This is a genomic window from Bartonella queenslandensis, assembly GCF_018155095.1.
Taxonomy (GTDB): domain Bacteria; phylum Pseudomonadota; class Alphaproteobacteria; order Rhizobiales; family Rhizobiaceae; genus Bartonella; species Bartonella queenslandensis_B.
This window is the reverse complement of record NZ_NAAI01000001.1, coordinates 171,848-197,318: the sequence shown is the minus strand read 5'-3', so window position 1 is coordinate 197,318 and position 25,471 is coordinate 171,848. Positions and strand designations below refer to the sequence as shown.

Here is a 25,471-nt window from a genome sequence, read left to right as displayed (position 1 = left end):
ATTTAAGAAAAAAATATGCTCCACCTTTTATTTAAATTAATGACCTTCATTTTCGTTACACTAGCAATTATAGCATTGGTCATTGACAACGCACACTCTGTAATCACATCACATTGGACAACAACCCCCCTTAATAAAATTTTAGCAAACCTTCTGCAAACAGATATCTATAATCTTAATCAATCTCTATGTAAAATAATGCCTGATTTTCTGTCCTCAATTTGCATTACTCTCACTTATTTACCAGCATGGTCTATCTTTGGTGCTTTAGCAATAGTATTTTGTATCTTAACTTACGAAAAACCAAAGCCTTTTCAAAAAAATATCATATACGTAAAATGAAGAACAAATTTTGAAAAAGATTTCCAGAACTCACTGGTACTATACACAATTAATATAGTTTAGAGTACCTTACCCTATCAAAACAACTGAACGTTACTTGATCATAAGAACAGATTACAATGCTTTATATAAATATATACTATTACTTATGATTTTTATAGATAATGATAACATCACTCCATTTGCATCAATTCAAAGAAATTAGCGAATAAATTTAATCCGCGCCGATAAGAAAACTCTGTATAGAAAAAATTGAAATCCACTAAAGGCTCTATACCTTTCTATGTCGCTGTTTTACACTCTAAAACACTTCCTTAGTTTTAGTATTAGAAATCACATATAAAAAAAATTTTCCAATATCAGCACTCCTTATAAGATTGAAACTTCTTGAAATTAATGAGGAATCTTATAAAAACTGTTCTATATGTCTAAAAAATGCATACTTGCTTTTATACATACTTTTAGCTATTACCCTCGAATTGGTTTTTGTTTCATTGACTTAAAAATCTATGCCGCATTAGCTCAGTTGGTAGAGCACATCATTCGTAATGATGGGGTCGCTGGTTCGAATCCGGCATGCGGCACCACTTTTTGTCTTTAACATATTGAAATATATAAATTTTTTGTTTAATTCTCTGTTTTTAGACCATCTTATTAGTCCATCCTTTGAAATTTATAAAATTTTATCTAATTTGTTGTTATTTACTCCGTATTTCTCTCTAGGGTAAATGTTGCGACTCTTTTTTCTACACCTTAACGGCTCTTTCTAGTTTGTATGGCTTTGGAAATACACCTTGAGGCCCCCAATTACGAGCGTGGTTTTGGGTGCAAAAAGCTATACATTCACGGATTATTAAATATCTATGGCCATTATCAAAGAGCATCTCATTTTTTACATAAATGGATGAAAAAGTAGGGAGGGAAAAATTTCCTCTCTAACTTCAAGAAGCTTTTATCAAAATCTTTTATATCCCTTGTGTTATTGCCCCTAAAAAATTCAAAAGCTTGATTGATTTGTTTAAGATGTTGCTTGGAAATGTGACCAATAAAACTCCAGACAAAGATAATACTCTTGCCCCAAATGCCCCAAAAACACTTTATATGAAAAAGACGAAAGTGTTATTCGTATAAAAAATATATAACCAAGATTACTGTCCAAATCTATTACGGTATAATATTCTTTTAAAAACCATCAAATATCATTGCATATGCTCCTCTAATATATTGTTTCTGTTGGAAACAGACGATAAGAAATGGATAAATATCCATTATGTTTTTATGTAAATTTATAATAAATTGATGTAACAGTTTATTTCAAATCATTCATGAAGGTATGTTTTTAAAGAAATGAAGCAATGAGAGAAAAAAAATAAATACTAATTAAATTAACTATAGCTTTTTTGGTTAAATATGTATAATACATTATGTGTTTGATATGTCGATTCTAAGGTAATTAGCAGATGTAGAATGTTTATTATAATGTATTTTTTTGTTTTATAGAAATTTATGTTACGTGTGTTATGGATTTTAGGATTATTTAGAAATATAATGTCTATTATTTCGTTAATTATTATATTTTTATTGAAAAGAGCTTTTCTTCGCTAGAGGTATTGAAATTTTTCAAGTGACTTTTCTCTAAATGATTCTGGATCAATTATATTTATAAGTGGAATAGCTGATTATAAATTAGTTTATCGAAAGTTTATTTTATTTAGGATCAAGAAAAAATTAATTACTACAAAATGAATAGTGGTTAAAGTGATCTTTGTTATAATTAAAAACGATATGGCCTTTAATATATCATGCTATGGTCGCTTTAGTTCAATGAGTCTTTTTCATCGTTTCGTTCTTAAAAATTGAGTAGATGAAGGTTTTGAATTCATATCCTGCTTTGTGTAGGTTTTTTTATAGGGTAAAAAAAATAATGCGAAAAATATCAACAGAAGGGCTTACACTGATTAAGCAATGGGAGGGCTTGCGTTTAAAGTCCTATGAGGATTCCGGTGGGATATGGACAATTGGTTATGGGCATACAAGTGCAGCTGGCGCTCCAACTGTCCATAAAGACATGCAAATCACGGAAAAAGAAGCTGAAAAAATTCTTTGCCAGGACTTGAAAGAGTGTGAAGCCGTTGTTGAAAAATCCGTTACCCTTCCTTTAAATGATGAGCAATTCGCGGCATTAGTGTCATTTTGCTATAATGTAGGAATAAAAGCTTTTTGCAATTCTACGCTTTTAAAAAAACTCAATAAAGGTGAATATGAAGCCGTACCAACTGAATTGCAAAAATGGACAAGAGTAAAAGGAAAACGTATCCGCGGTCTTGTCAATCGCCGAGCAGCTGAAGCAGGGTTATGGGCGAAAGGAGCTCATGTTGCCCCTAATTATCATGTAGTCGAGTCAGAAGGTGTGACAGGCATTTGCAAAATAGAAGCTCTTGCCCCAGTCATAGGCTCTTTTTCAGGGCTTGGGGGGCTTTTTGTCGGAAATGGTCCTGTCCAATGGGCCTTAGCAGGCATTATGGTTTTAGCTGCTTGTACAGCTATGGTATATATTGCTAAACGTTTTCAGGAACACCGCCTATGATCTTATGGATAAAAAAATATCTGACGATGACGTCAGCAATCATAGCAGCTTTTCTTATAGCTTTAGTGAAAGCCTTTTTCCTTGGGAAAAAAGTTGAGAAGCAAAAACAAACAAAGGAAGCTTTTAATATAGCGAAAACACGGCTTGAGGTAGAAAATGAAATTAACAAGAAAAGTGATGCTGATGTGCGCAATAAGCTTTCTAACTGGTTGCGCGACGAATGAACGAACCTCTTGTATTGGATGGCTGCCAATTTATTTGAATCGACAAGATATCAATGTCATTAGCCCTAATTTGGCAAGAGATATTCTAAAACATAACGAACAAGGTGAGCGTCTATGTGGGTGGAGGCATACACGAAAAGAAAAATGATGAAAATATAATTCCTCTGAAACATTAATCAATGAAAAAATTTGAAAGAAGTACGTACATTCAAATTAAAACAGAAGTGCACTTAAAGGGTTAAAATACTTTGATAGTCTCTTAATTTAGTTGGAGTGACTGAATTTAATAGGAGTGATAAGGGGGGGTGGTTTGAGAGGAAAGAATTCAACTGATTATATTCACGTAAAATGATTGAGTGTATCCAATATATTCTAAGGGGATCTCTGTTATCTTATCAAAATAAGAGAAAAAACATGCTATGGATTGCTCTGTTATTGCCGCTCAAAGATCTAATGATATGAAAAGTTGTCTTCAGGAAAAACAATGTCTATAGATCTGTCCATACTTTAAGAAAACTAATCCACAAAACTGTACAAAGATGTTGGTTTTATGTGATTTGTAAATAACGTTATTTCGGTTTTTTACCGTCATACCCGTGAAGATAAACTAAATCTTTTCACATTATATCTACTTTTTTATGCTAAAGGGATGCGAAAACATTGCTGATGATATTGGCTATTAATTTTTCTATAGGTAAGCTCCCTATCCGTGAAATAACATGCAACTCCAATGGAGAAAACCAACGTCCATTTTCTCCTTCATTTTTTTTTACTTTCAAAAGCCACTTGGTCAATTTCTTGAAAATATTGCTTTGCTGGTTTAAGATAGTTTGTTCTCGAAAGACAATAGGACCATTACCTTCTTTGAGAAGATCACTATAACTCTTTCACGTGCTGATAATTCCTTTTAAAGAAAGTCTTGTAATAGGACCACGCTCCATTTTACGGCGCTTATTGTGGTGTAATGAAATAACCAAGAGCACGTATATTTTTTCGAACATTCACTCTCCCTGCTTCATCACATTGTTTACCTTGAGGAGATAATTTTACGAATGCTGCTGATGAGTCTATGAATCATCCTTATCTAATTTACGGTCTCATCTACCTTTTCACGCATTGCATGTTCATCTTTTTTGATCCGCCCTTCAGACCTCCTTTTAGTTTTTGATATAGAATTTTTTCTTTAATCCTTATTTTTATTAAATTATAAAAAGATATGTAGCAATGCGTCCTTGCGCATCTTTATACACTTTGCTTCTCGTTTCTAAAGCTCTTTCTGCTAACATGTTGCAACATTTTTTTATATTTAATATATATTTTTTAGATTTATTTGTAAGCTGTTAGAAAATTTTCTGTATTTTGATAAAACATCTTGTATCAGTTCACTTTTTTCAAAAGATTATGAAAAAATTCTCAACAAGTCTTCAAAATAAAAAAACCTTTAATACATATTGTTTTTTGTTTTAGAAATCAAATTTGGTGATGCTTCATTCCTTAACAACAATTGCATTATTTGAAGAGCGATCTGTATCAGATGATATAATCTTTTTATAAAGTAATTGAAAGTTTTTCAAACTTCTAACATATTGTTTAAAGACAACAGGCATCTTCCTTTTATTTATGCAAAACTCATGCCATATCTGATAATTTTCTCGCTTACACAAATCATTTCCGTAATAATAGTACCACAATAAGGTGAGTTAGAATAAAATAAAGTGTTTGAACATTCATAACACACAATAAGTCAGCCTCGCTTAAATGTTCAATGCAAACCGCCTGTTAAAGATTAGTCAACAAGTTTTGGCACCCCGTAAAATTTAAAAGAATTAACCGCGTACTACAACAGATTTTAACTCTCATCGTACGATTGTTTACCTTCCCGCTAATAATTGCTATAAATACAAAGCCTTGGCGACCCATTCTAAATCCATGAGGGGTTCTAGATCTTGCCTTATTAAGGTTGAAACACATCACTGCTGCTCATCTGAAACGCTAACCGTTTTCATAAAAGGATGATCGTGGCATTGTAACATTTTCCCAAAAATTTACGACATCACTTGAGAAATTCTTACTGATTTTAACGAATAGAATGAATTTCTGCCTAAAAAAATATACCCACATCGACAAAAGGCTTTGTGTACGCACGATGAAAAATGTCTTCAATAATTTTGATGATTATTTTGTCAAATTTTTCATCATCAATATCAGTAGCTGGCGTGAGACTACGAGATTCACAGAATTATAATTTTTTATCGTAAAATATATTCAATCATTTTTTATATTCTCTCATCTATATAGCCATCTTCTCACGGCTTCAAGCAATAATAAAATGGCTGCAATATTAAATTGTATTGCATCAAACAGACTGCTCGAAAACTACCTCTTTTGGTTAGATACCCCCTCTATTTAAAAGAGAAAAAATTTTTCATTCAACAATAAAATCAATAGTATCTTTCCAATTACTTACGAGTAATAATTCGATTAATTGCAATTCTTTCTACTTTCCGTAATCTTGCACCCATTTATACGGGTTTAAGAAAGCGCGTTGGTTAAAAATCTTCATAAGAGTGCTTTATTTAAGGAATGCTTTAAAAATCGGTATTTATAAAGCTTCTATCATAAAAAGGAAAAGATATTCTCTTACTCGCTACTAGAGAAACTATTCAAATTTATCTTGATGTTTCTAAATAGCTCAAAAATAGAAATTATACCAACAGTTACAGATGTGATAACAATTCGACCTTTAGATAATATACAGTGCTAAAGTCATGAAAATCTCATAGAGAACTGTGATTATTTGTTAAGAGAATAATATCAATGAAAACTTAGAAATAGAATTGCTAGATAGCTTCTGGAATAAAACATTCCATACCAATTTATATCATTAACAATACCGAATGAGCTAATCTGTAATGGAAGCCAATGGAATATTTTGGCAAATTATAGAATAAGTCTGGAAAATATAACGAAAACTGTATTGGCAATGTCATACTATACAAAAAGTATTAAACTGTCTCCTAATACGCTCGCAAGTTCAAAACTATCATAAGTAATTGATAGAACAAGAAAAAATGGATGATAAGAATCTTAGATTACGTTGTCTTGCTTTCTAATGAATGCGTTTTATTTAAAAGATAATATATTGTATTTTTTATTATTTAAAAATGCATTCCATAAAAGACAATATTATACCTATATAATATAATTATTCATTAAAATTAACATAAATAATATTATATTATATAATATATCTCCATATTACTATAAATTTATATATTATCAATAATTCATATTGACTTTTTAAATGAAATTAGTTATATACTAAATGTATATTATGTATTAACACAATACATAGTTAATGTATTATATTTTTATAAATAGGAGAGGAAAAATGCTCACAGCATTATTTATATCTATTTTTTCTACGTCAACAGTTGTGATACCTTTACTCGCAGCACTTATTCCTTTTTATCCTTAGAATAATCTTTTAAAAAAGTGAATTAAAAGATGCCTGCAGTGTTATTTTTGCTTTTTCTACATTCATGATTATGAAGTTTTTTCTTTATTGGGTATTTTTATCATTTTATGGAGAAGAATTTTGACCTTTTTCTTTAACGTTAACTGTCAACAGATCTGTAAAATATACAATGATGCTCTTCTATAAAAAAGACTTTTTGTTTCTAAAAGCAGTATAAAACATAATTTTCATTGTTTAAAGACATCTGTATTCACTAAACTTTCACGTGTAATCTCTTTGAGTGTCTGAGCACCAGTCAGTGTCATAGCGACCCGCATTTCATTGGCAAAAAGATCAAGCAGGTGAAAAACACCTTTCTCACCTGCTGCTGCAAGTGCATAAACATAAGCACGACCAATCATAACGGCATCCGCGCCTTGTGTGATCATGCGTACAACATCAAGTCCAGAACGCACACCTGAATCCACTAAAATAACCAAATCATTCTTTACAGCCTCGGCAATTGCTGGTAATGCTCGCGCCGTTGATAAGACACCATCGAGTTGGCGCCCGCCATGATTGGAAACAACAATACCATCAGCACCAAATTGTACTGCTTCTCGTGCATCTTCTGGATCAAGAATGCCTTTCAAAATCATTTTTCCCTTCCAGAAATCTCGAATCCACTGTAGATCATGCCAACCAATTGATGGATCAAAATTTGCCCCAATCCAACCAACATAATCATCCAATGCAATTTTCTTTTTAAGATAAGTGGAAACATTTCCAAGATCATGGGGACGACCCATAACACCAACATTCCAAGCCCAATGTGGATGTGTAAAAGCTTGTAAAAAACGGCGTAATCCAGCATAAGGACCAGACATCCCCGAATGTGCATCACGATAACGTGCACCAGGAACTGGCATATCAACGGTAAAAACCAACGTGCGCACACCAGACGCCCAAGCCCGCTCTAATGCATCACGCATAAAGCCGCGATCTTTGAGAACATAAAGTTGAAACCAAAATGCATCTCCAACCACTTCCTGCACTTCTGCAATGGGACAAACTGAAACAGAAGATAGAGTAAAAGGAATCCCTTTTGCCGCTGCAGCACGCGCTGCTTGTACTTCACCACGACGTGCATACATGCCTGTCAGCCCAACAGGGGCAAGAACAATCGGTAAATTAAGTCTCTGCTCAAAAAGCGTGATTGAAAGATCAACTGTACCAACTTGCCTTAAAATCCTTTGACGCAGTGCAAGAGCTTGAAGATCTGTACAATTACGTCGCAGTGTTTCTTCAGCATAAGCCCCTCCATCAATATAGTGAAAAAGAAAGGGAGGAAGACGACGCTTTGCCGCCTTCCGATAATCAAATGTTGAAGAAATAATCATTGATGACACCATTGTTCCTAAATGAAAAGGGAAAACACCCTAAAACGCATAAGAAGAACCACCAGATACCTTCCATATTCAATGTCCTCCCAAAACGCTTTACTGAATAGATATAAGTAACAGAGATTGTAACTTTCTAAAAAAACTTATTGATAAAAACAACGTATTTATTTCTCTTTTCCAAATATAAAACTTCACAGTATGAAGCAGTATCCATAACGTATGTATTCACACATTGTTCATGAACAATTGAAATTATTATATTCTATTTTAAATGAATACCTATTCGAAAGCGATTGCTCCGCCACTTAAGTTAGTTGCAATTTAAAGTCATCTCTTCCCCCAAAGAGTCCTTACATTATCGTTTATAAGAATATAGAGTCTCTTGTCATTAAGTATAACCCATAACCTCCCCCAAAATAGGGAAAAAACTTTTAATTAATACTGGAAACAAAGCTGTCACGTATGTCCAGAAATATTCTCATATGTAATATTCAAACATGAGATATTTTACTTATCCATGAGAGTTTATAAAAATATACAATACCTCATTCACATAAAGTACAAAAAACTTTTAATATTCATTATCATAGAAATTATTCACATTTAGTTGAATAATTTTCTGGCAATATTATATCTTGAGACTATAAATGATTTACTAAAGTTAGAACACCCTTCATTAAAAATTGCTATTAAAATTTAGTGAATAGCAACACTCAGCCTTGCACGTTTTTTTTTGAAAAACAAATAAGCTATTATTAGATAGAATTTTAGTAAATTATTGATTTATTCTCATAATACGTACGCATGACATATTGAATAAGAATTGAATGCAATAAAAATCTTTCATTTTAACTCTTTTCACGATGAAACAATTGAAACTATTCTTTTTCTCATCATAAACAGAACTCGTATGAATAAAAACTCTTTAAAAAGAAGTCAAAATACCTCTCATATCCTCTAAAATACAAAGATAATCATAACTTGTAAAACTGAAAATAGAGAGCATAGTGCCGATTTTTTTAAGAATAAATTTCTTACTTAAAATACATTTTCTGCATACATTTTATCAAAATTTGTAGTTTTCAGCTCATTTAAAATGCTTGGATAACTTTAAACCCTGTGCTTGATAATGTGATCCAACATCATGTCCATAAAGGGCTAACGGTTGATTAAGCATATGCTCATAGATCAAACGGCCAATAATTTGACCATGCTCTAAGATAAAGGGAACTTCATGGCTCCGCACTTCTAAAACTGCTCTTGCACCTTTACCACCTGCCTCCTTATGTCCAAATCCTGGATCAAAAAAACCTGCATAGTGCACCCTAAACTCACCCACTAAGGGATCAAAAGGTGTCATTTCTGCAGCATAAAGTGGAGGCACATGAACAAACTCTCGTGAAACTAAAATGTAAAACTCATCAGGATCAAGAACCAGCTCCCTTTGACCACGATCAAAAAGAGGTTCCCAAAAATCTAAAAGGGGGGCAGTAGCACGTTTATCAATATCAATAACACTTGTATGATGTTTACCACGATAACCTATCAGCCCATTTTCGTCTCCTTTTAAATTAATGGAAAGCCCAATACCACCAGCGCTAATATTAGGAAGATCATCTGATATCAACGTTTCTTGCCTTTGCAAAGCATGCAGCTCGATTTCATTTAAATAACTTTGCCCTTTTCTAAATCGAAGCTGTGATAAATGCGAGCCTGTACGTACCAAAATTGGAAATGTTCGTGGACTAATTTCCAGATAAAGCGGACCATGATAACCCGCACAAACTTTATCAAATTCTTGAGCATTGTCCGTAATAACTCGTGTAAAAATATCTAATCGTCCCGTAGAGCTTTTTGGATTAGCAATAGCAGATAAAAATTCTGGTAAGGCCAAATTTTCTAAAAGTGGAACGATATAAACACACCCCGTTTCTAAAACAGCTCCATCTCGTAAATCAAACTCATGTAACTTTAACCGTTCAAGCTTATCGAAAACTTTTGTATCAAGACCCGGCATAAAGGAAGCACGTATACGATAAGCTTTCTCCCCTAAACGAAGATCAAGGCTTGCAGGTTGTATTTGAGATCTATCAAATGGACTCTGAGCTTTCAGAAAGTTATTATCAATCAATGCTTGTATATCACTATCTGCTAAAATACCGCTTATACGCGCCATATATATATTGCCTTCCATTTTTACACTGTTTCTTTTTTGACCTAGATGATAAATTGGTGCAAGCTATTTTAGGATGATAAAAATTATTTTTTCTATTTTTCCAAATAATTTATTAATACTTCGAATAACGAAAAAATTGAGTATAATACTTTCTCAAAAAAATAGTGTTTAGAAATAATACCTCTCATACCTTCCCATTCTTGAATGTTACACAAATGATGTTATCATAATTTTCTATGAAACCCCTTAAGAATCCTGTTTAGAATTTATTATGATTATACGCCATCTTAGCGAAAATATTATTAATCAAATCGCCGCTGGTGAAGTTATTGAACGGCCGGCAAATGTTGTCAAAGAACTTGTTGAAAATGCTATTGATGCTGGTGCAACGCGCATTGAAATTATTACAGCAAATGGTGGAAAAAATTTTATAAAGGTAAGTGATAATGGTTGTGGAATTCCGGTAGATCAGTTAACCTTAGCTGTTTCTCGCCATTGTACTTCAAAGATCACCGATGACGTACACAATATCTGCTTCCTTGGATTTAGAGGAGAAGCCCTTCCCTCCATTGGTTCTGTTGCTAAACTCAAACTCATTTCACGAACAAAAGAGGCTGAGAATGCTGCTGAAATTTCCGTGACTGCAGGAAAAATTGTAGGCCCCAAACCAGCAGCCGCAAATCTAGGAACAATTGTTGAAGTTCGTGACCTTTTCTTTGTCACGCCCGCACGATTAAAATTTATGAAAACTGATCGGGCTGAAACAAATGCTATTAGTGATATGATTAAGCGGATTGCTATTGCATTTCCGCATATTCGTTTTTCTCTTTCCGGACTAGACAGAACATCTATGGAACTCTCTGCAACAGAAAATAATACGCAAGGACAATTACAACGTATTACCCAAATTATGGGAAAAGAATTTGCCCCTAACAGCATCGCACTGAATGCTGAACGCGAATCCGTGCGCTTAACGGGATTTGCTTGTTTGCCATCTTTCAACCGAAATAACAGCCTTCATCAATTTGCTTATGTTAATGGGCGTCCTGTACGTGATAAATTTCTATGGGGTGCAATCCGAGGCGCTTATGCTGATGTCATGACACGAGATCGTTATCCTGTCGCTATTCTTTTTATTGATCTCCCACCTGCTGAAGTAGATGTTAATGTCCACCCAGCCAAAGCTGATGTAAGATTCCGTGATCCAGGATTAATTCGTGGTTTAATCGTTGGAGCTATTCGTGAAGCATTGCAGCAATCTGGTATTCGTCCTACTTCAACCCGTTCTGAAGCAATGCTTACTGCATTTCAAACACAACAATCATTGGCACAACAACCATTAGGAAATTTTAAGAACACTCACCAATCCTCTTCTTACAGCCCGCAACCTCATCATTTTGTCGCCGCTTCAATGGTTCATAAACCGTTGGATATTAATAGCTCTTTTGATTTAAAAGAAAATGCTACTCCTATTATGGAGGGCTTAAATACTCCAAGCGGAGATGCATACATTCCAAGCACTATACCTTCATCAGAAGAGTTATCTTACCCTCTAGGTGCAGCCAGAGCACAAATCCATAAAAACTATATTATTTCCCAAACTCAAGATAGTTTGATCATTGTCGATCAGCATGCTGCACACGAACGATTAGTTTATGAAGCACTCAAAAATGCACTTTATGCCAAACCACTTCCTTCACAATTATTACTCATTCCTGAAATTGTAGAACTCTCTGAAGAGGATGCAACATGCCTTTTAACCCACAAAGATTCTTTGCAAAAATTTGGATTAGGAATAGAACCATTCGGACCTGGTGCAATTCTTGTACGTGAGACGCCTTCCATGTTAGGAGAAATGAACGTACAAGCCCTTATTAAAGATCTTGCAGATGAAGCTGCTGAGTATGATACAACAAACAATTTAAAAGCAATGCTTGATTATGTTGCAGCAACGATGGCATGTCACGGCTCCATACGATCAGGACGCCTTTTACATCCCGAAGAAATGAACACACTGTTACGACAAATGGAGGCAACACCCAATACAAGTACATGTAATCATGGTCGTCCTACTTATATTGAACTCAAATTAGCAGATATAGAACGGCTTTTTGGCAGAAAATAAACGCTTAATCCTTTTAACAAGAAAAATATTTTTAAATTAATTCTCAACTTTATAATATACTTTATGGCACTTTTTTTGAATCTCTGGTATCAAGTAAAAAGGAATTGTAATGTTTTCCAATGATGAACGTGAAGCTAAAATTCATTATTCTAATAATGGATATGACATTATAGAATATGGAACCTACACCGTTTGTGCTGTTAGCGGACAAAAAATCCCTATAGATGATTTAAAATATTGGAATCATCACCGACAAGAAGCCTATGCTAGTTGTGAAATCTCCTATCATCGCGAACTGGAATGCAATCCACATCTCAAAAAACTGTTAAAAACACAAGAAGAATAAACCCTCGAAAGCTATAAATTTAGCCTTTTCCTTTCGCACAGGAAAATTCACAGGAACGTTTTCTAAAGCGGGTTATGACCTCCTCAAGGAGCATACGACAGAAATCTTTTTGAATAAAATCAACATCCACATCAAAGACAATAAGATTTTTCAAATCTTTTTTCGTATGAATTGTTTGTATACGGATATAATCTTTAGCTGTTGTCGCTAGCCATAAATTGTGCATTTGAGCCTTTTCTATAAGGCTTGTTAAATTTTTATCAGTGAAAAAATAATGATCTGGATACGTATAAGTTTGCACCACATGACCAGATAATTCTTTAATGGATTGAAAAAATTTATCGGGATTGCCAATCCCTGCAAATGCCAAAAATGATTTTCCTGCAACCTCATCAGAGGCACTTGCCTTAAGATGAGCACGATGCAAAGGTTTTCCAGTACGCGCAACAAGAAAAGAAACATTATCACGCGCATCTGAGTGACCAATCAGTAAAACACTATCCATAAAAGAAAATTGCGTTTTTAATGGTACGCGCAAAGGTCCTGCTGGAAAGACAGCTCCATTACCAAAACCGCGCATCGCATCAACAACAAGTAACGCATAATCCATATAAAGGCGACGGCTTTGAAAGCCATCATCCATTAGAATAAGATTACATCCCTCTTTTTTCAGCCGTTGTGCCGCTTCATAACGATTAGCTGATACAGCAACAAACGCATGCCGTGCCAATAAAAGGGCCTCATCTCCAACATCGCGTACAGTGTCATATTTCTCATTGACAAGATGCACTCCTTTAACTGCTCCACCATAACCACGTGACACAACACCAGGGACAAAACCAAGTTCTTTAGCCACTTTGGCAAAAGCAATAACAACCGGCGTTTTACCCGTACCACCACATGTAAAATTCCCAATACATAAAACCGGAAGATCAATCGCGAGAGGTTGTCTTGCCATAAAACGACGTGAAAAATAGCCATACCCCCATGAAATTGGAGCTAATAAAAAACGCGAAAAGCTTTTATTTTTCCACCAAAAATGGGGGGCACTAATATGCATATCCACCCTGACGCTGACGTAAACCTGTTTGTATGACGAGGGGTTGTAAAAACGGATCTAAAATCTTTAACGTGCGCTCAAGTGCTCCTGACATACCTGTTGCAACCTCATGAGCCTTATCAACCATTTCTTGTCGCAGTGTTTCATTGGTTAAAAGTTTATACACCTGAATCGCAAGCTGTTTTGTATCTTGAACCATATATGCTGCATCACGCATTAAAAATTGTTCGAACATCTCTTGAAAATTTGAAACATGAGGCCCCGTTAAAATAGCGGAGCCAAGTAAAGCCAATTCTAATGGATTATGTCCACCCTTTCCACATAATGACTTACCCACGAAAGAAACTTTTGATAAACGAAGAAAAAGTCCCATTTCTCCAATCGTATCACCCCATAAAATGTCGGTATTCATATCTGGAATAGCATTTCTGCTTCTCCGCATAAAACGTAAACTCTGATTATCACATTTTTTGATAAGGTCTTCTAAACGTTCAGGATGACGAGGAACAATAATTGTCAATAAATCTGGCAAATAATTTTTAACAATTTTATGAACCTCAAAAGCAATCTCCTCTTCCCCTTCATGCGTTGAAATAGCGGCCCAAACTGGACGATTTCCGATAGCATTACGATAACGCGCAAGTAAGGTTTGATCTTCAACTAAAAAAACATCAGCCTTGAGATTACCAGAAAATGTAACAGATTTTACACCAAGTGTATGGTAATAAATGACATCTCTTTCATTCTGACTAATTGCCAAATCAATATCCTTAAAAATATGTTTGGCAAGAACACGCCGTTTTTGCCAAGCTTTAAAAGAACGTTCAGACATATGGGCATTAACCAAAATCTGTGGAATCCCCATTTTAGCCAGTTCTTTAATCCGAAGAGGCCAAATTTCCGATTCACAAATTAAAACGAGATCAGGCTTCCAATGATGAATAAAACGCCGCACTACAAAATCTAAATCTAAAGGAGCATATTGATGAATCAACCGATTACCAAAATGTTTTTTCACAAGAGAGGAAGATGTCACTGTCCCCGTTGTCAATAATACATTAATTTTTAATGATAAAATATGATTAATAAGTGGAACAAGTGCAAGTGTTTCTCCAACACTTGCTGCATGCAACCAAACTAACGAACCTTGGGGACGTTGGAGGGAACTTTTACCTAAACGCTCTTTTTTGCGATGCCACTCTTCTTTTCCACGGATAGCACGAAAAAACAAATAAAAAGGGATAACAGGACATAAGCAAAAACCAATCATCCGATAGGTTAAAAGAGCCGCATGTGCCTTTAATTCTGCCATTTAAAATCACCTCATCAGCTGTTTTGAGATATCTATAGGCTTATTTCGTTAAAAAATTCATCAATATTATTGGTTACATCCAGATTTTTTTAATACCATCCATATCTTAGATAAAAAACACTTCTCTCATGAGAAAATTGAAGGCACTAAAGCAAAAGAAATGCAATTTTATCCCTTTCTTTTTTAAATTTTCCTATAAGAATAGCATAGATACAATAGAATAGACATATCATCGACTATACGATGTCTCTGTTCCAGCTTTCTCTCCTATTCCATATGAAATATCCACATTCATAGCCATATTTTTCAGATTTAAAGGTATTTCAAATGTTAATAATACTCAATTTTTATAAACATGATATGCTGGACATTATTCTATCCTAATCATAACAACGTTACGCTTACACTGTTTTATAAATTTCATATTTATCTTTGCGCAACCAAGAAGAAATAGAGCAACAACTTCCTCAATTCTAGAACAAAGAAAATTCTAATACAGTACTCCTTATGCAAAAAAACGACAATAAATGAGCGATAAGTATCTTCATATCGATGCAATTGTCATCTAAAGTTATCTTATAAAGGGATATACCTCCTGATTTTCATAACAAGCACTTGCGCAAATCACCTTGTCGCTAGTCAATGCTACATTTTACCAAAGGCGCTTTAAAATATACCGCCTTTTTTGAACCCTTTTACTCACTCTGATATCAAATCCAGAAACTTAATCACGCTATATTCGCATAATTAGGCAATATATTGATGTATAATTATTTGCTATTGCGTAACTTACCCCTGAATAGCGTAAAATTTTCTATTTAAAGACAACTTATATTGAAGTAATCAAAACTTTTTGCTTACGCACCACAAGTGGATAGGACGTAGATAAAAAAAATACTAAAAAAAGAAATAACAATGCCTCTTATACTCTATCTTAAGTGCTCAAGTTTATTCTTAATGTTTTAAGCTAGCAAAGCGTACAATAATATACGCCTGTATTTCTATTAATATTTAAATGTAAAGACGATGCTGCAATCATGGATTGTAGCTTGCACGAACACCATTATGAAATGAATGGGATACCTTGAGAGATATTTTTTTAAGACAGCATATGAATTTACGATAATAATAGCATTTTATTGGATGGTGTTCTGTTTTTCTTAAAAGATACACTGAGAGCAGGATAAACAAGCGTGAGGTCGTGGATATAATGACCAAATATTCAAGCTTTACTCTGCATCATCTGTTTCAGTATCAAGAAATTGATGCAAATCTACGATGTAATAACGTTGTAATGCATTATCTACACTGCTTTGTGCTTTTGCCTGCCATGCTTCTTGAGCGGATTGATAATTTGAGAAAATACCAACCACATCTAAATCATCAGGATTCTTAAATTGATTACTCTTAAGATTTTTTAATTCACCACCAAATACAAGATGTAAATATTGTTTTTTTTCGTTGGTTTCAGCCATATGTGCCTCCATATCATTCAGATGATTTTAGCGCGCTTTCATGTGATTAAACTAACTTTGCTTGACGAACAACATCTATCATATCCTGACAGCAATTATTTTTACCAGCAATTAAAAGTCCATATTGATAAGGTTCAATTCCGTAAGATAGTAAAGGGGCATCAAGCGATAAAAAGCATCCCCCACACTCCTGCAAAATAAGATCAGCCGCGGCAATATCCCATTCATGACAATTTGGGCGAACTAATACGATATCGATTTCATCTTGAGCAACAAGAACAATACGATAAGCAAGAGAGGGAAGATAATGGTAAAGATTGACTCGATTGAGAAAATCATCTGGTAATTTTTGTGCGAGCGATTTATCAAGCGAAATTTTATATTTTCGATGAACCTGAAAGGCTAAACGAGGAAGTTTTATTCCGTTTAATGTTGCCCCTTCACCCGTGACCGCTGCATAAACATCTCCTTGAGCCGGACATTGTACAACGCCCACAATAGGACGCCCATTCTCAATAATAGCAACCGAAATACACCAATAAGGGCTGCCAGAAAGAAAACCTCGTGTTCCATCAATAGGATCAACCACAAAGGAGCGCTTATAACCTTGTTGTTCTCGATTATCTTTTGTTTCTTCTGAAATCCATCCATAATTTGGACGTGCTCCAAGAAGCTTCTCTTTCAAAAAATGATCAACAGCAAAATCTGCTTCACTGACCGGTGAATTCCCCTCTTTCATCCAAACATCCAACGTGCATCCAAAATACTGCATTGCTAAATCTCCTGCCTCTCGACAAACGTCACGCAAAAGATTTAAATCAGAAGAATGATGCGCGTTATTTTCCTGCAAGTGTCATCCCTTCAATTAACAATGTTGGAGCTGCTGTTCCATAACGCCGATCAATATCATTGGCCGGTGTTAAATGTGCTAACATATGCAGCAAATCAGAACCTAGCGTTACTTCACTTACTGGATAAGAAATTTCACCATTTTCAATCCAAAAACCGGAAGCACCCCGACTATATTGACCAGTAATAAAATCAATGCCATGGCCGAATAATTCTGTCACATAAAATCCACTTCGTAAATTTTTTATCATATCGCAAGGCGATACTAAACCCGGTTCAATAGCAAAATTTGTACTTGTCGGCTGCACCAATGACCCAGAACGCACACCGTGCCCATTTGTTTTAAGTCCTAATTCACGTGCTGTAGATGATGAAAGAAACCAATTTTTTAAAATACCGTTTTCAATAATATTGAGTGGTTGCCCCTCTACTCCTTCTCCATCAAAAGGATGAGAAGCATTTCCACGTAATCGCAAAGGGTGATCGGTTACATTAACATCAGGTTTCATCACTGCCTTGCCTAAAAAATCCTGTAAAAGACTCGTTTTACGAACCACAGAAGCTCCATTGACCATCGATGCGATATGCCCTGCAATTGTGCGTGCCGTACGCGGATTAAAAATAACATCAATACCTCCTGTCGCCGCACGAACTGCCCCCAAACGTCGAACAGCACCAAGACCTGCATTCTTTCCTACAGTTTCTGCGGCCTCTAAATCAGAAAAATGTAAGGCTGTTGTATAATCATAATCCCGCTCCATCTGTGTCCCTTCACCCGCAAGAGCGCTGCAAGAACGCGAAAAGCAACTGGAGCGATAGGCTCCACAAAAACCATCGCTGGTCACAAGAATAAACCCACTACGGCCATAAGCTGTTGCAGCGCCACCAGAATTGCTTATGCCTTTAACATCAAGAGCTGCTGCTTCTATTTTTAAAGCATCTTCTGTTAAAAAATGGCTGCTTGGTACAAAATCATCAAAAAGATCAAGATCTTTAGGATGTTTAACCAAACACTCTTTATCTGCCAAACCTTCAAATAAACTATCGGGAGAAGCTTTAGCCATTGCAACAGCACGTTCTGCGAGTTCTTGTGGATAAGACGCTAAATTAGCAGAAACACTTGCCACTTTCTTTCCAACCAAAACCCTTAGAGTAAAATCATTGCTCTCGGCTGCTTCTGTCGATTCGACTTTTCCAAAACGAACAGATACGCTGGTGGAATGTGTATGAACAATAACCGCATCAGCAGCATCCGCCCCAGAACGCCTTGCCGCTTCAACCAACGAAACCGCTTTCTCAATCTGGTTTTTGTCAGTCATTATAGACTCCCTAAAATATTTTATTCTTTATATTGATACGTACTCTGACAAATTTATACAAATCAGAATATAACTCTTATCTGTTTATTCATAAAATTACGTACGTCTCATGCATTCTTTTTCTTTTAATGCATCAAGTTACTTACCTTTTAGCTTCTTTATGAAAAGACGCAATATGTCGTAAAATCTCTTTAATTTCAAGATTTCTCATGGACCCTTACCATTTTAAAAGCTAAATCAGCCCTGCAATCAGATCAATAGAAAACCTTGTAAATCAATAGAAGGCTTAGCAATAACACTTGGATTTAAGCCAAAATCCTCAAAAATTCAAAAAGCATAAAACGACCTAAACCACACGCCTTTTGTCCTCTGGAGTGTCAAAAAACGTTCCTCATTCCTATAGCATTCTTTAATATCTACGCAAGAATCACAAAAACAACTTATCTTTTGGGATACTTCTATAAGCTCCCTCATAAGAGAACAGCAATCGTGTCAATGAAACAAAACATCAACAACGTAAAAAATATTTCCTTTCATTAAATGATTTCAATAAAATGAGCCGTCATACACTTCTTATCCTCATGATCAGTAATGTTACAGAAAACGCCTTTTTTATAATTGTCAAAATAAGTTACAATCGTAACATTTTTTCGAAGCTTTAGTATGTCTAGTCGAAAACCATTCATCTTTTCTCATGCATTATCCTTGATCAGTTCCTTTGTTATTGAGCAGGTATAATTTGACGGAATTCTTTTTTCCCGAAACAGAAATCTCAAGACACGGGATAGATTTTGATTTAATATTTTCTCTCTCACCCCTCCATTAAAAAATGAAGAGACGTGATATTGTCATAAAATAATAATCAATAAAAGTTTTGTACGAAACTCAACATTGTATCTATTTCTCAATTCAGTTTGCAATAAACATATTTGCCCAACTCGTTTTAGCACCCTTATCACTCATAATTGTTTTAACAGATATAAAAACATTTTTAGAAGCTGAACATCTCTATACATTTTAAAAATTCAATTTTTTAAACATTGGAACCAAACATATAGATACAAGATTCATTTTTACGGGAATAAAGTGTATACTTATTTTATCTTCTCGAGTCTTTTAGAGCTATACTCTCTAGAAAAGTGATCAAAAAAAATCTTGCAATGTTTCAATCAACAATTTGATTTGTAAAAATAATTTATTATTTTGTCATTTGCATAAAAAACCAATGTCATAAAATTCTCTCCATTAAAAATCTATCCATGTTGAGTCAATGACAACTATTTAAGAAGAAATCAAAATATCTCTTATGCATACTCTTAAATACAAAAGCTATCGCAATATTAGAAACGAGAAAATATCATAGCCATATTGCTCTATGATTTCACAGCAATAATAAGCTTCTGAAATTTTCTTATTTTCAGTGAAAATAAGCACCTTATAAGTTTTTATATAAAAATAAAATTCAATAAATTTTACCGTAAGATAATTTGATACAATTTCAACGACTAACTAAAAATGCTCCGTCGCTCATCGACTTGGCATATACTCACAACTGATTTTGTTCTAATATGAGTTATAATTTCTGCAGCTTTTTTAAAAGATCAACTTCTTTATGAATACACATCAGATAGTTTTATTTCCAGTAAGAGCACGTCTGCTCATTTCAATCATTGCATCGCGAAGATGTAATTTAATTTTTGATCCAATAATCATTCCAAAGAAAGGAGAAAGTAAACCAGACATCGTTACAGTATGACGAATCTTATTATTTGAAGAACCAGATTTTTGTGAACAAATATATTCATGATCAAAACGCATGCGTGTAAGAGGAAGTTTAGCATAATCAGAAAAACAAACGTTTTTATCACTTTATCAAGTGTAAAAGTTACTTTTGGTCCTTTTTTAGGTTTCAGGCGTCCTACAGTGCCTTCTTTAAAAGCACCAGGAAGTTCTGCCCACTCAAGTTCATAATCCCAGCAAGGCCATGTTGCTACGTCTTCCCACATAGCCCAAATCTGCTCTGCACTTGCTTCTGTATTAATTTCTTCGCTATGTGTCCATTTAAACATGATAATCTCCCCTTTTTTACAAAATCACTTATCTTTAGCGATAAAGAGTGATAATGTAAATAATCCTTAAAACTACACAACGATAAGATATTTAATATTCTCAAGTATACTTAATAGGTAATGATTTAATCAACAAGCGATATTAATAAATTAAATACACAAATATTCAGTATAAATGAACACTATTTTCTACCTTAAATAAAAATATCTGTTTTTTTAGTTCATACAATAACAAAGATAGAATTTACGCACCATTTAAGATATAAATGTAGACTAACATAGTTTAAAAATTTTAACTGTTGATAAAATATTGATGATTAATGTTTCACCGAAAGAAATGAGGTAAAAAAGTATCATTATCGTAAAACATATATTCCATTGGAGAAGAAAAATTCATCGGTAACCAAGTTTAATAATACACTAAAGCTTTGACAATGCATTTCGCTTTTAATGGAGTTTAAATTAACAAATCAGTACATAACTTACAAAAATGAGCAGCAACACATGTTGTTCATTCAGGTGCGATAATATCATACCTCAAAGCAATTTTTAGCTGAACAAAAGATTAGAACGCATCTCTCTATAAAGAGTATAATGAAATTAAAATGCATCAATTTCTTTCACATGAGAATCTTTTATTGATTTTCTTCTTAATCTTTAAAGAAACCGTATCGAATAAAGGAAACTGTAAAGAAGCGTTTTTTCATCCTACCGGATAAAAAAGAACTTTCTCAAGATGTAAGCGATCGTAATTTATAAAGACGTATTGCTGTCTCACCATAAAAACGCTCATCATCTAAATAAAACACATCAGGTAAGTGAATGATTGTATCTTTTTTTTCTTCAAGTATAAAGAGCGTATCAGCTTTTGCCCACCCTCCTCGCAAAGCTTCTACAAAAGCACGTTCTCCTAAACAACGGCTATAGGGAGGATCAGCACAGATAACATCAAATGGAAGCATTGTTCCAATATTGCCAAGTTTGGTTGCATCACGGCGCAAAATCCGTCCTATCGACTGTAATTCAAAGGTTTCGATATTTTTTTGAAGCAACCCACGCCCCTCAACCGAGTTTTCAACAAAAACAGCAGCCTTTGCTCCACGCGAAAGTGCTTCGATACCTAAAGCACCAGTACCAGCAAATAGATCAAGGATACGTTTATTGGTCCAAAATTGTTCTTCACGGCTGGAAAGAATATTAAAAAGATTTTCACGCGTACGATCACTCGTTGGACGAATCGATTGATCACTAGGCGAAAATAAAACACGCCCAGCAAATTTACCGCCGATGATCCGCACGTGGACCTCCAAACCGCTTCGAAGCTTTTGCACCATCACCATGTGATTTAGATTTTTTCATACTACCACCAAACGGTTTTACTTTTTTCTTTCTCTCAAAAGAACATTCATCACCACCATCTTTTATCATTTTCTCTTTGTTCTTTAAAAAGCGATCTTTTTTACCAAAGGTATGCGTCTCTTCATAAGATGTTTTGCTACGTTTTTGAACAAAATTTTCCCTGCTTTCTTTTTGAAAGTGCCCCTTCTCTTTCTGTAAGTAATTGTCTTTTCGTTTTTCCTTACCTCGATGAAAGGATTTTTTATCCGCTAAAGCGCCTTTATGATCATGTGACTTCTCCTCACTATAGGAAGACTTCTTACGTGCACTCTGCGGACGTGCACCAGGGGCCATCCAAACATTAGCACGGCGAGAACGTGGTAGAAAACGCTCTGCTTTTCCTTCCTCACTTTTCCCCTTATTCACATTCTCATGAGACTTTGCTCTTAATCGTGTGCGATCATACTCAACCGAACCATCTCTTGATCTGCGCCGTATCGTTCTTTCACTCGAGAAAACCCAACCATCATTTGTAACAGAAAGATCCTTCTGACTTTGCTTTTCCGCAACAACTGCAGAATTTGAAAAGGGTTTCAGAATAGGAGCATCAAAATCTGCATTGGCTTGCATAATCAAACGCTCCCCTAACTGATCACGTAACATCCGCCCTTTTAATTCTCGCACGGCTCCTTCTGCTAAATCAGAGAGATGAAATGGACCATAAGATACACGTATTAACCGATTGACTGATAACCCCAATGCTCCTAAAACATTCTTTATTTCACGATTTTTTCCTTCTCGCAAAGCGACAGAAAGCCATATATTCGCCCCTTGTTCACGCTCAATTGATGCTTCAATTGAACCATAGAAAATACCATTAATCGCAATACCATTTTTAAGATTATCCAACGCACTCTGCTTTACTCTTCCATGAGCACGAACACGGTATTTGCGAACCCACCCCGTTACAGGAAGCTCTAATACGCGCGCTAAGCCACCATCATTGGTTAAGAGCAAAAGGCCTTCCGTGTTAATGTCAAGCCTTCCAACTGAAAGAACTCGCGGCATTCCTTTTGGTAAATTACTAAATACTGTAGGTCTACCTTCAGGATCACGGTTCGTGGTAACAAGCCCTGGTGGCTTGTGGTAAAGCCATAAACGCGTTCGTTCTATAGGAGATAAAGGTTTACCATCAATTTTAATAACATCAGAGCGGCTAACATTAAAAGCAGGCGTTTTCACAACGGCACCATTCACAGCAACACGACCTGCAACAATCATCATTTCTGCATCTCGACGCGAGGCAACACCAGCGCGCGCTAATCTTTTAGCAATCCGTTCACTCTCATTATTTTCATTCATTTGCGTTTCAAACCATTCTTTACCAGTATGTTCAGAAAATTATTCACATACACCATACCGCTTATCCTGAAAGAGGACGTAGCATAATCATTGATCATTTTCTATCCTTTAACGACAGGAATGTATTTATTGATTTGAAATTTTGTTTTAAACATTTTTAAAATAGAGATGTTCCTTTCATTATAAAAGCGTATAAATTATTCATTCCATAGCATTCCTTATCGAAAAGCCTTTAAATTCTCTATGACTTTGTGAGAAAGAATCTTATGACTTTGACACCCATGGAAATAGCCCTTTTAGAAGCACAATGGGCTGCAAAAAAAGATGAAGTTCCCGTAGGTGCCGTCATTACACGCGGAAAAACTATCATTGCACGCGCTGGCAATTTTATAAAATCCGCATATGATCCTACAGGACACGCAGAAATACGCGCAATCCGTATGGCCTGCAAAACATTGCAAAGTGAAAGGCTTCCTGATTGCGATCTTTATGTAACACTCGAGCCTTGTGCTATGTGTGCTGCTGCCATTTCATTTGCACGTATACGACGCCTCTATTACGCAACAAATGATCCTAAGGGGGGGGGTATAGAAAATGGCCCACGTTTTTACCAACAATCAACCTGTCATCACAAACCTGAGATTTATTCTGGTTTTAAGGAAAAAGAAGCTGCCCAATTACTTAAATATTTTTTTATTCAAAAGCGATCCTAAAAATAATTCTTCATCTATAACTTTCACTCTTGAGAAACTATTCTATTTCTATCTTCCGATATAGCGAAAGCTACTTCGAAACATTTTTTTCCTCACACCCTTTTAACACTACATATTTCTTCTATTAGATGACACTTCATTTATTATTTATAAAAATAATTTATTAGCTTGTATAATAAAATATAAAATCCAAAATATCGTAGAATACTCTCATTTCAAATGACGTTGAATCAATAAAAATTAATTTCTTGCTCTTCACAGGTAGGGTTGATGTATCAATATAAAAAACTATTAAAGAAAAAATGTCTCTTATGAAGGCTCTAAAATGCAAAAGCTATAAGCAACATTAGAGATTGGCAAATACAATGATAGTACCAATTTGCTCCTTCATAAGAATAAATATGATGATGCACAAAGGTTTTATACTCTATCATTTAAACAAGCGACTTCGTGAAATGGGGTTGAAATCTTTGAGAGATGTTTCTTGTGAAAGAGACACAAAACTACCCTCTCAATGCTATTAGCATATTACTATTTTACGGAAATAATAATCTTCTTATATCAGCACTATAATTCTGTATTAATGAAAACTTTGTATGATAAGTATTGGAAGCACTTTATACACTTTTATATTTTTCCTTTTCCCTAGCGACCAGTAGGTGCAATCTTTGCCGGTTGGCGATAACTTAAAGGCGGTTCCGTGAGATAACGACGGTATTTTGAACTTCCAACTTGTGCTCTCTGACGACGTAAATATTCTTGTCGTTGTTTTTCATTCAACTGTGAAGGATTTTCTGAACCAATACCATTAACTGAAGACCCTTTGTGCGGAAAAGAAGGACTTCCTTGATGCTGTTTTGATTCTGCTATTTTATTGACAGATCTATCTTGTTGTGGCAGCGGTAAAAAACTGCGTGAGCTAGGACTTGGTATTACAAGTTCTGGGCGGGGTTTCAGAACAATCTGACTGTTGTTATTTACTGGTGTTAACGAAGCAATATTAGCAACATCTTCAAAAAACTGTATCGAAACCGGTTTATTTGTCCCATAGGTAGGAGCAGACAAACCGCACCCCGTTAAAACAAAGCATATACTTAAAATTCCCATTGGAAATATTTTTACTTTACGTTTTCTCACTGCTTATTCCATTCCCTAAGTATATGGATGACTAATATTCCCGCTACTCATGAGAGAACAGTCCATACACAAATTCCCCCCCTGCAGATAAAACAACGGAACTCACCTCGTACCACAAAAAACTATATTCATCAATATCAGAAATCTACTTGCATTTCTTTCCTTTGATTTAAAATT

16 protein-coding genes, 1 tRNA gene and 1 pseudogene are annotated in these 25,471 nt (G+C 34.9%); 7 read left to right on the top strand and 11 right to left on the bottom strand.

Going from position 1 to position 25,471, the window contains the following annotated elements; genetic code table 11:
- The first annotated feature begins 15 nt into the window (after window positions 1-15).
- The 4 genes from B5V81_RS08675 to B5V81_RS00710 all read left to right on the top strand — a co-directional run bounded on the left by B5V81_RS08675 (window position 16) and on the right by B5V81_RS00710 (window position 3,153).
- Window positions 16-342 (top strand): hypothetical protein, encoded by a 327-nt coding sequence (locus B5V81_RS08675; RefSeq protein WP_244979310.1) that lies wholly within the window; start codon window positions 16-18, stop codon window positions 340-342.
- Window positions 343-853: 511 nt separating this feature from the next.
- Window positions 854-929 (top strand) — tRNA-Thr (locus B5V81_RS00720).
- Between the two features lie 1,337 nt (window positions 930-2,266).
- Complete coding sequence (gene bgtA / locus B5V81_RS00715) at window positions 2,267-2,929, top strand: gene transfer agent endolysin BgtA (protein WP_212111230.1); 663 nt, start codon at window positions 2,267-2,269, stop codon at window positions 2,927-2,929.
- Entirely contained in the window at window positions 2,926-3,153 is a 228-nt protein-coding gene (locus tag B5V81_RS00710; RefSeq protein WP_212111228.1) for a hypothetical protein, read from the top strand. Before bgtA ends, B5V81_RS00710 begins: the two co-directional genes overlap by 4 nt.
- A gap of 3,705 nt (window positions 3,154-6,858) precedes the next feature.
- On the opposite strand, the gene lldD is transcribed toward B5V81_RS00710, so the two are convergent.
- Both lldD and B5V81_RS00700 read right to left on the bottom strand, forming a co-directional pair.
- Window positions 6,859-8,010: an FMN-dependent L-lactate dehydrogenase LldD gene (gene lldD / locus B5V81_RS00705; protein WP_212111227.1), complete on the bottom strand. Its 1,152-nt coding sequence runs from the start codon at window positions 8,008-8,010 to the stop codon at window positions 6,859-6,861.
- Window positions 8,011-9,100: 1,090 nt separating this feature from the next.
- Window positions 9,101-10,189, bottom strand: coding sequence for a 2'-deoxycytidine 5'-triphosphate deaminase (locus B5V81_RS00700; protein ID WP_212111226.1), 1,089 nt, complete (start codon window positions 10,187-10,189; stop codon window positions 9,101-9,103).
- A gap of 271 nt (window positions 10,190-10,460) precedes the next feature.
- Here B5V81_RS00700 and mutL point away from each other — a divergent pair, with 271 nt between their 5' ends.
- Together mutL and B5V81_RS00690 are read left to right on the top strand one after the other, a co-directional pair.
- Entirely contained in the window at window positions 10,461-12,314 is a 1,854-nt protein-coding gene (gene mutL / locus B5V81_RS00695) for a DNA mismatch repair endonuclease MutL (protein WP_212111225.1), read from the top strand.
- A 109-nt stretch (window positions 12,315-12,423) separates the two neighbouring features.
- A complete protein-coding gene (locus tag B5V81_RS00690) occupies window positions 12,424-12,660 on the top strand; it encodes a DUF2093 domain-containing protein (protein ID WP_212111223.1) in 237 nt (78 codons plus the stop codon).
- A 19-nt stretch (window positions 12,661-12,679) separates the two neighbouring features.
- Here B5V81_RS00690 and lpxK read toward each other — a convergent pair whose 3' ends face one another.
- From lpxK to B5V81_RS00650, 8 genes and pseudogenes are all read right to left on the bottom strand, one after another.
- Window positions 12,680-13,720, bottom strand: coding sequence for a tetraacyldisaccharide 4'-kinase (lpxK, locus tag B5V81_RS00685; protein WP_212111221.1), 1,041 nt, complete (start codon window positions 13,718-13,720; stop codon window positions 12,680-12,682).
- A complete protein-coding gene (waaA, locus tag B5V81_RS00680; protein WP_212111219.1) occupies window positions 13,710-15,032 on the bottom strand; it encodes a lipid IV(A) 3-deoxy-D-manno-octulosonic acid transferase in 1,323 nt (440 codons plus the stop codon). The genes lpxK and waaA overlap by 11 nt, the downstream gene beginning before the upstream one ends.
- A 1,229-nt stretch (window positions 15,033-16,261) precedes the next feature.
- Window positions 16,262-16,507, bottom strand: coding sequence for a DUF4170 domain-containing protein (locus B5V81_RS00675; RefSeq protein WP_212111218.1), 246 nt, complete (start codon window positions 16,505-16,507; stop codon window positions 16,262-16,264).
- A 46-nt stretch (window positions 16,508-16,553) separates the two neighbouring features.
- Window positions 16,554-17,357 carry a 3'(2'),5'-bisphosphate nucleotidase CysQ gene (locus B5V81_RS00670; protein ID WP_212111217.1) on the bottom strand — a complete coding sequence of 268 codons (804 nt, stop codon included), beginning with the start codon at window positions 17,355-17,357 and terminating at the stop codon, window positions 16,554-16,556.
- Window positions 17,344-18,675 carry a TldD/PmbA family protein gene (locus B5V81_RS00665; RefSeq protein WP_212111215.1) on the bottom strand — a complete coding sequence of 444 codons (1,332 nt, stop codon included), beginning with the start codon at window positions 18,673-18,675 and terminating at the stop codon, window positions 17,344-17,346. Before B5V81_RS00665 ends, B5V81_RS00670 begins: the two co-directional genes overlap by 14 nt.
- Window positions 18,676-20,298: 1,623 nt before the next feature.
- Window positions 20,299-20,744: pseudogene (locus B5V81_RS00660) on the bottom strand (SRPBCC family protein).
- 731 nt (window positions 20,745-21,475) lie between these two features.
- Window positions 21,476-22,042: a 16S rRNA (guanine(966)-N(2))-methyltransferase RsmD gene (gene rsmD / locus B5V81_RS00655; RefSeq protein WP_212111213.1), complete on the bottom strand. Its 567-nt coding sequence runs from the start codon at window positions 22,040-22,042 to the stop codon at window positions 21,476-21,478.
- The gene (locus tag B5V81_RS00650; RefSeq protein ID WP_212111211.1) at window positions 22,023-23,444 is read right to left on the bottom strand and encodes a pseudouridine synthase; all 1,422 of its coding nucleotides are present in this window, start codon (window positions 23,442-23,444) and stop codon (window positions 22,023-22,025) included. The genes rsmD and B5V81_RS00650 overlap by 20 nt, the downstream gene beginning before the upstream one ends.
- Window positions 23,445-23,710: 266 nt before the next feature.
- On the opposite strand from B5V81_RS00650, the gene B5V81_RS00645 reads away from it, so the two are divergent.
- Entirely contained in the window at window positions 23,711-24,157 is a 447-nt protein-coding gene (locus B5V81_RS00645) for a nucleoside deaminase (RefSeq protein WP_212111209.1), read from the top strand.
- 645 nt (window positions 24,158-24,802) lie between these two features.
- On the opposite strand, the gene B5V81_RS00640 is transcribed toward B5V81_RS00645, so the two are convergent.
- Window positions 24,803-25,294, bottom strand: a complete 492-nt coding sequence (locus tag B5V81_RS00640) for a hypothetical protein (RefSeq protein ID WP_212111207.1) — start codon at window positions 25,292-25,294, stop codon at window positions 24,803-24,805.
- Window positions 25,295-25,471: the final 177 nt, after the last annotated feature.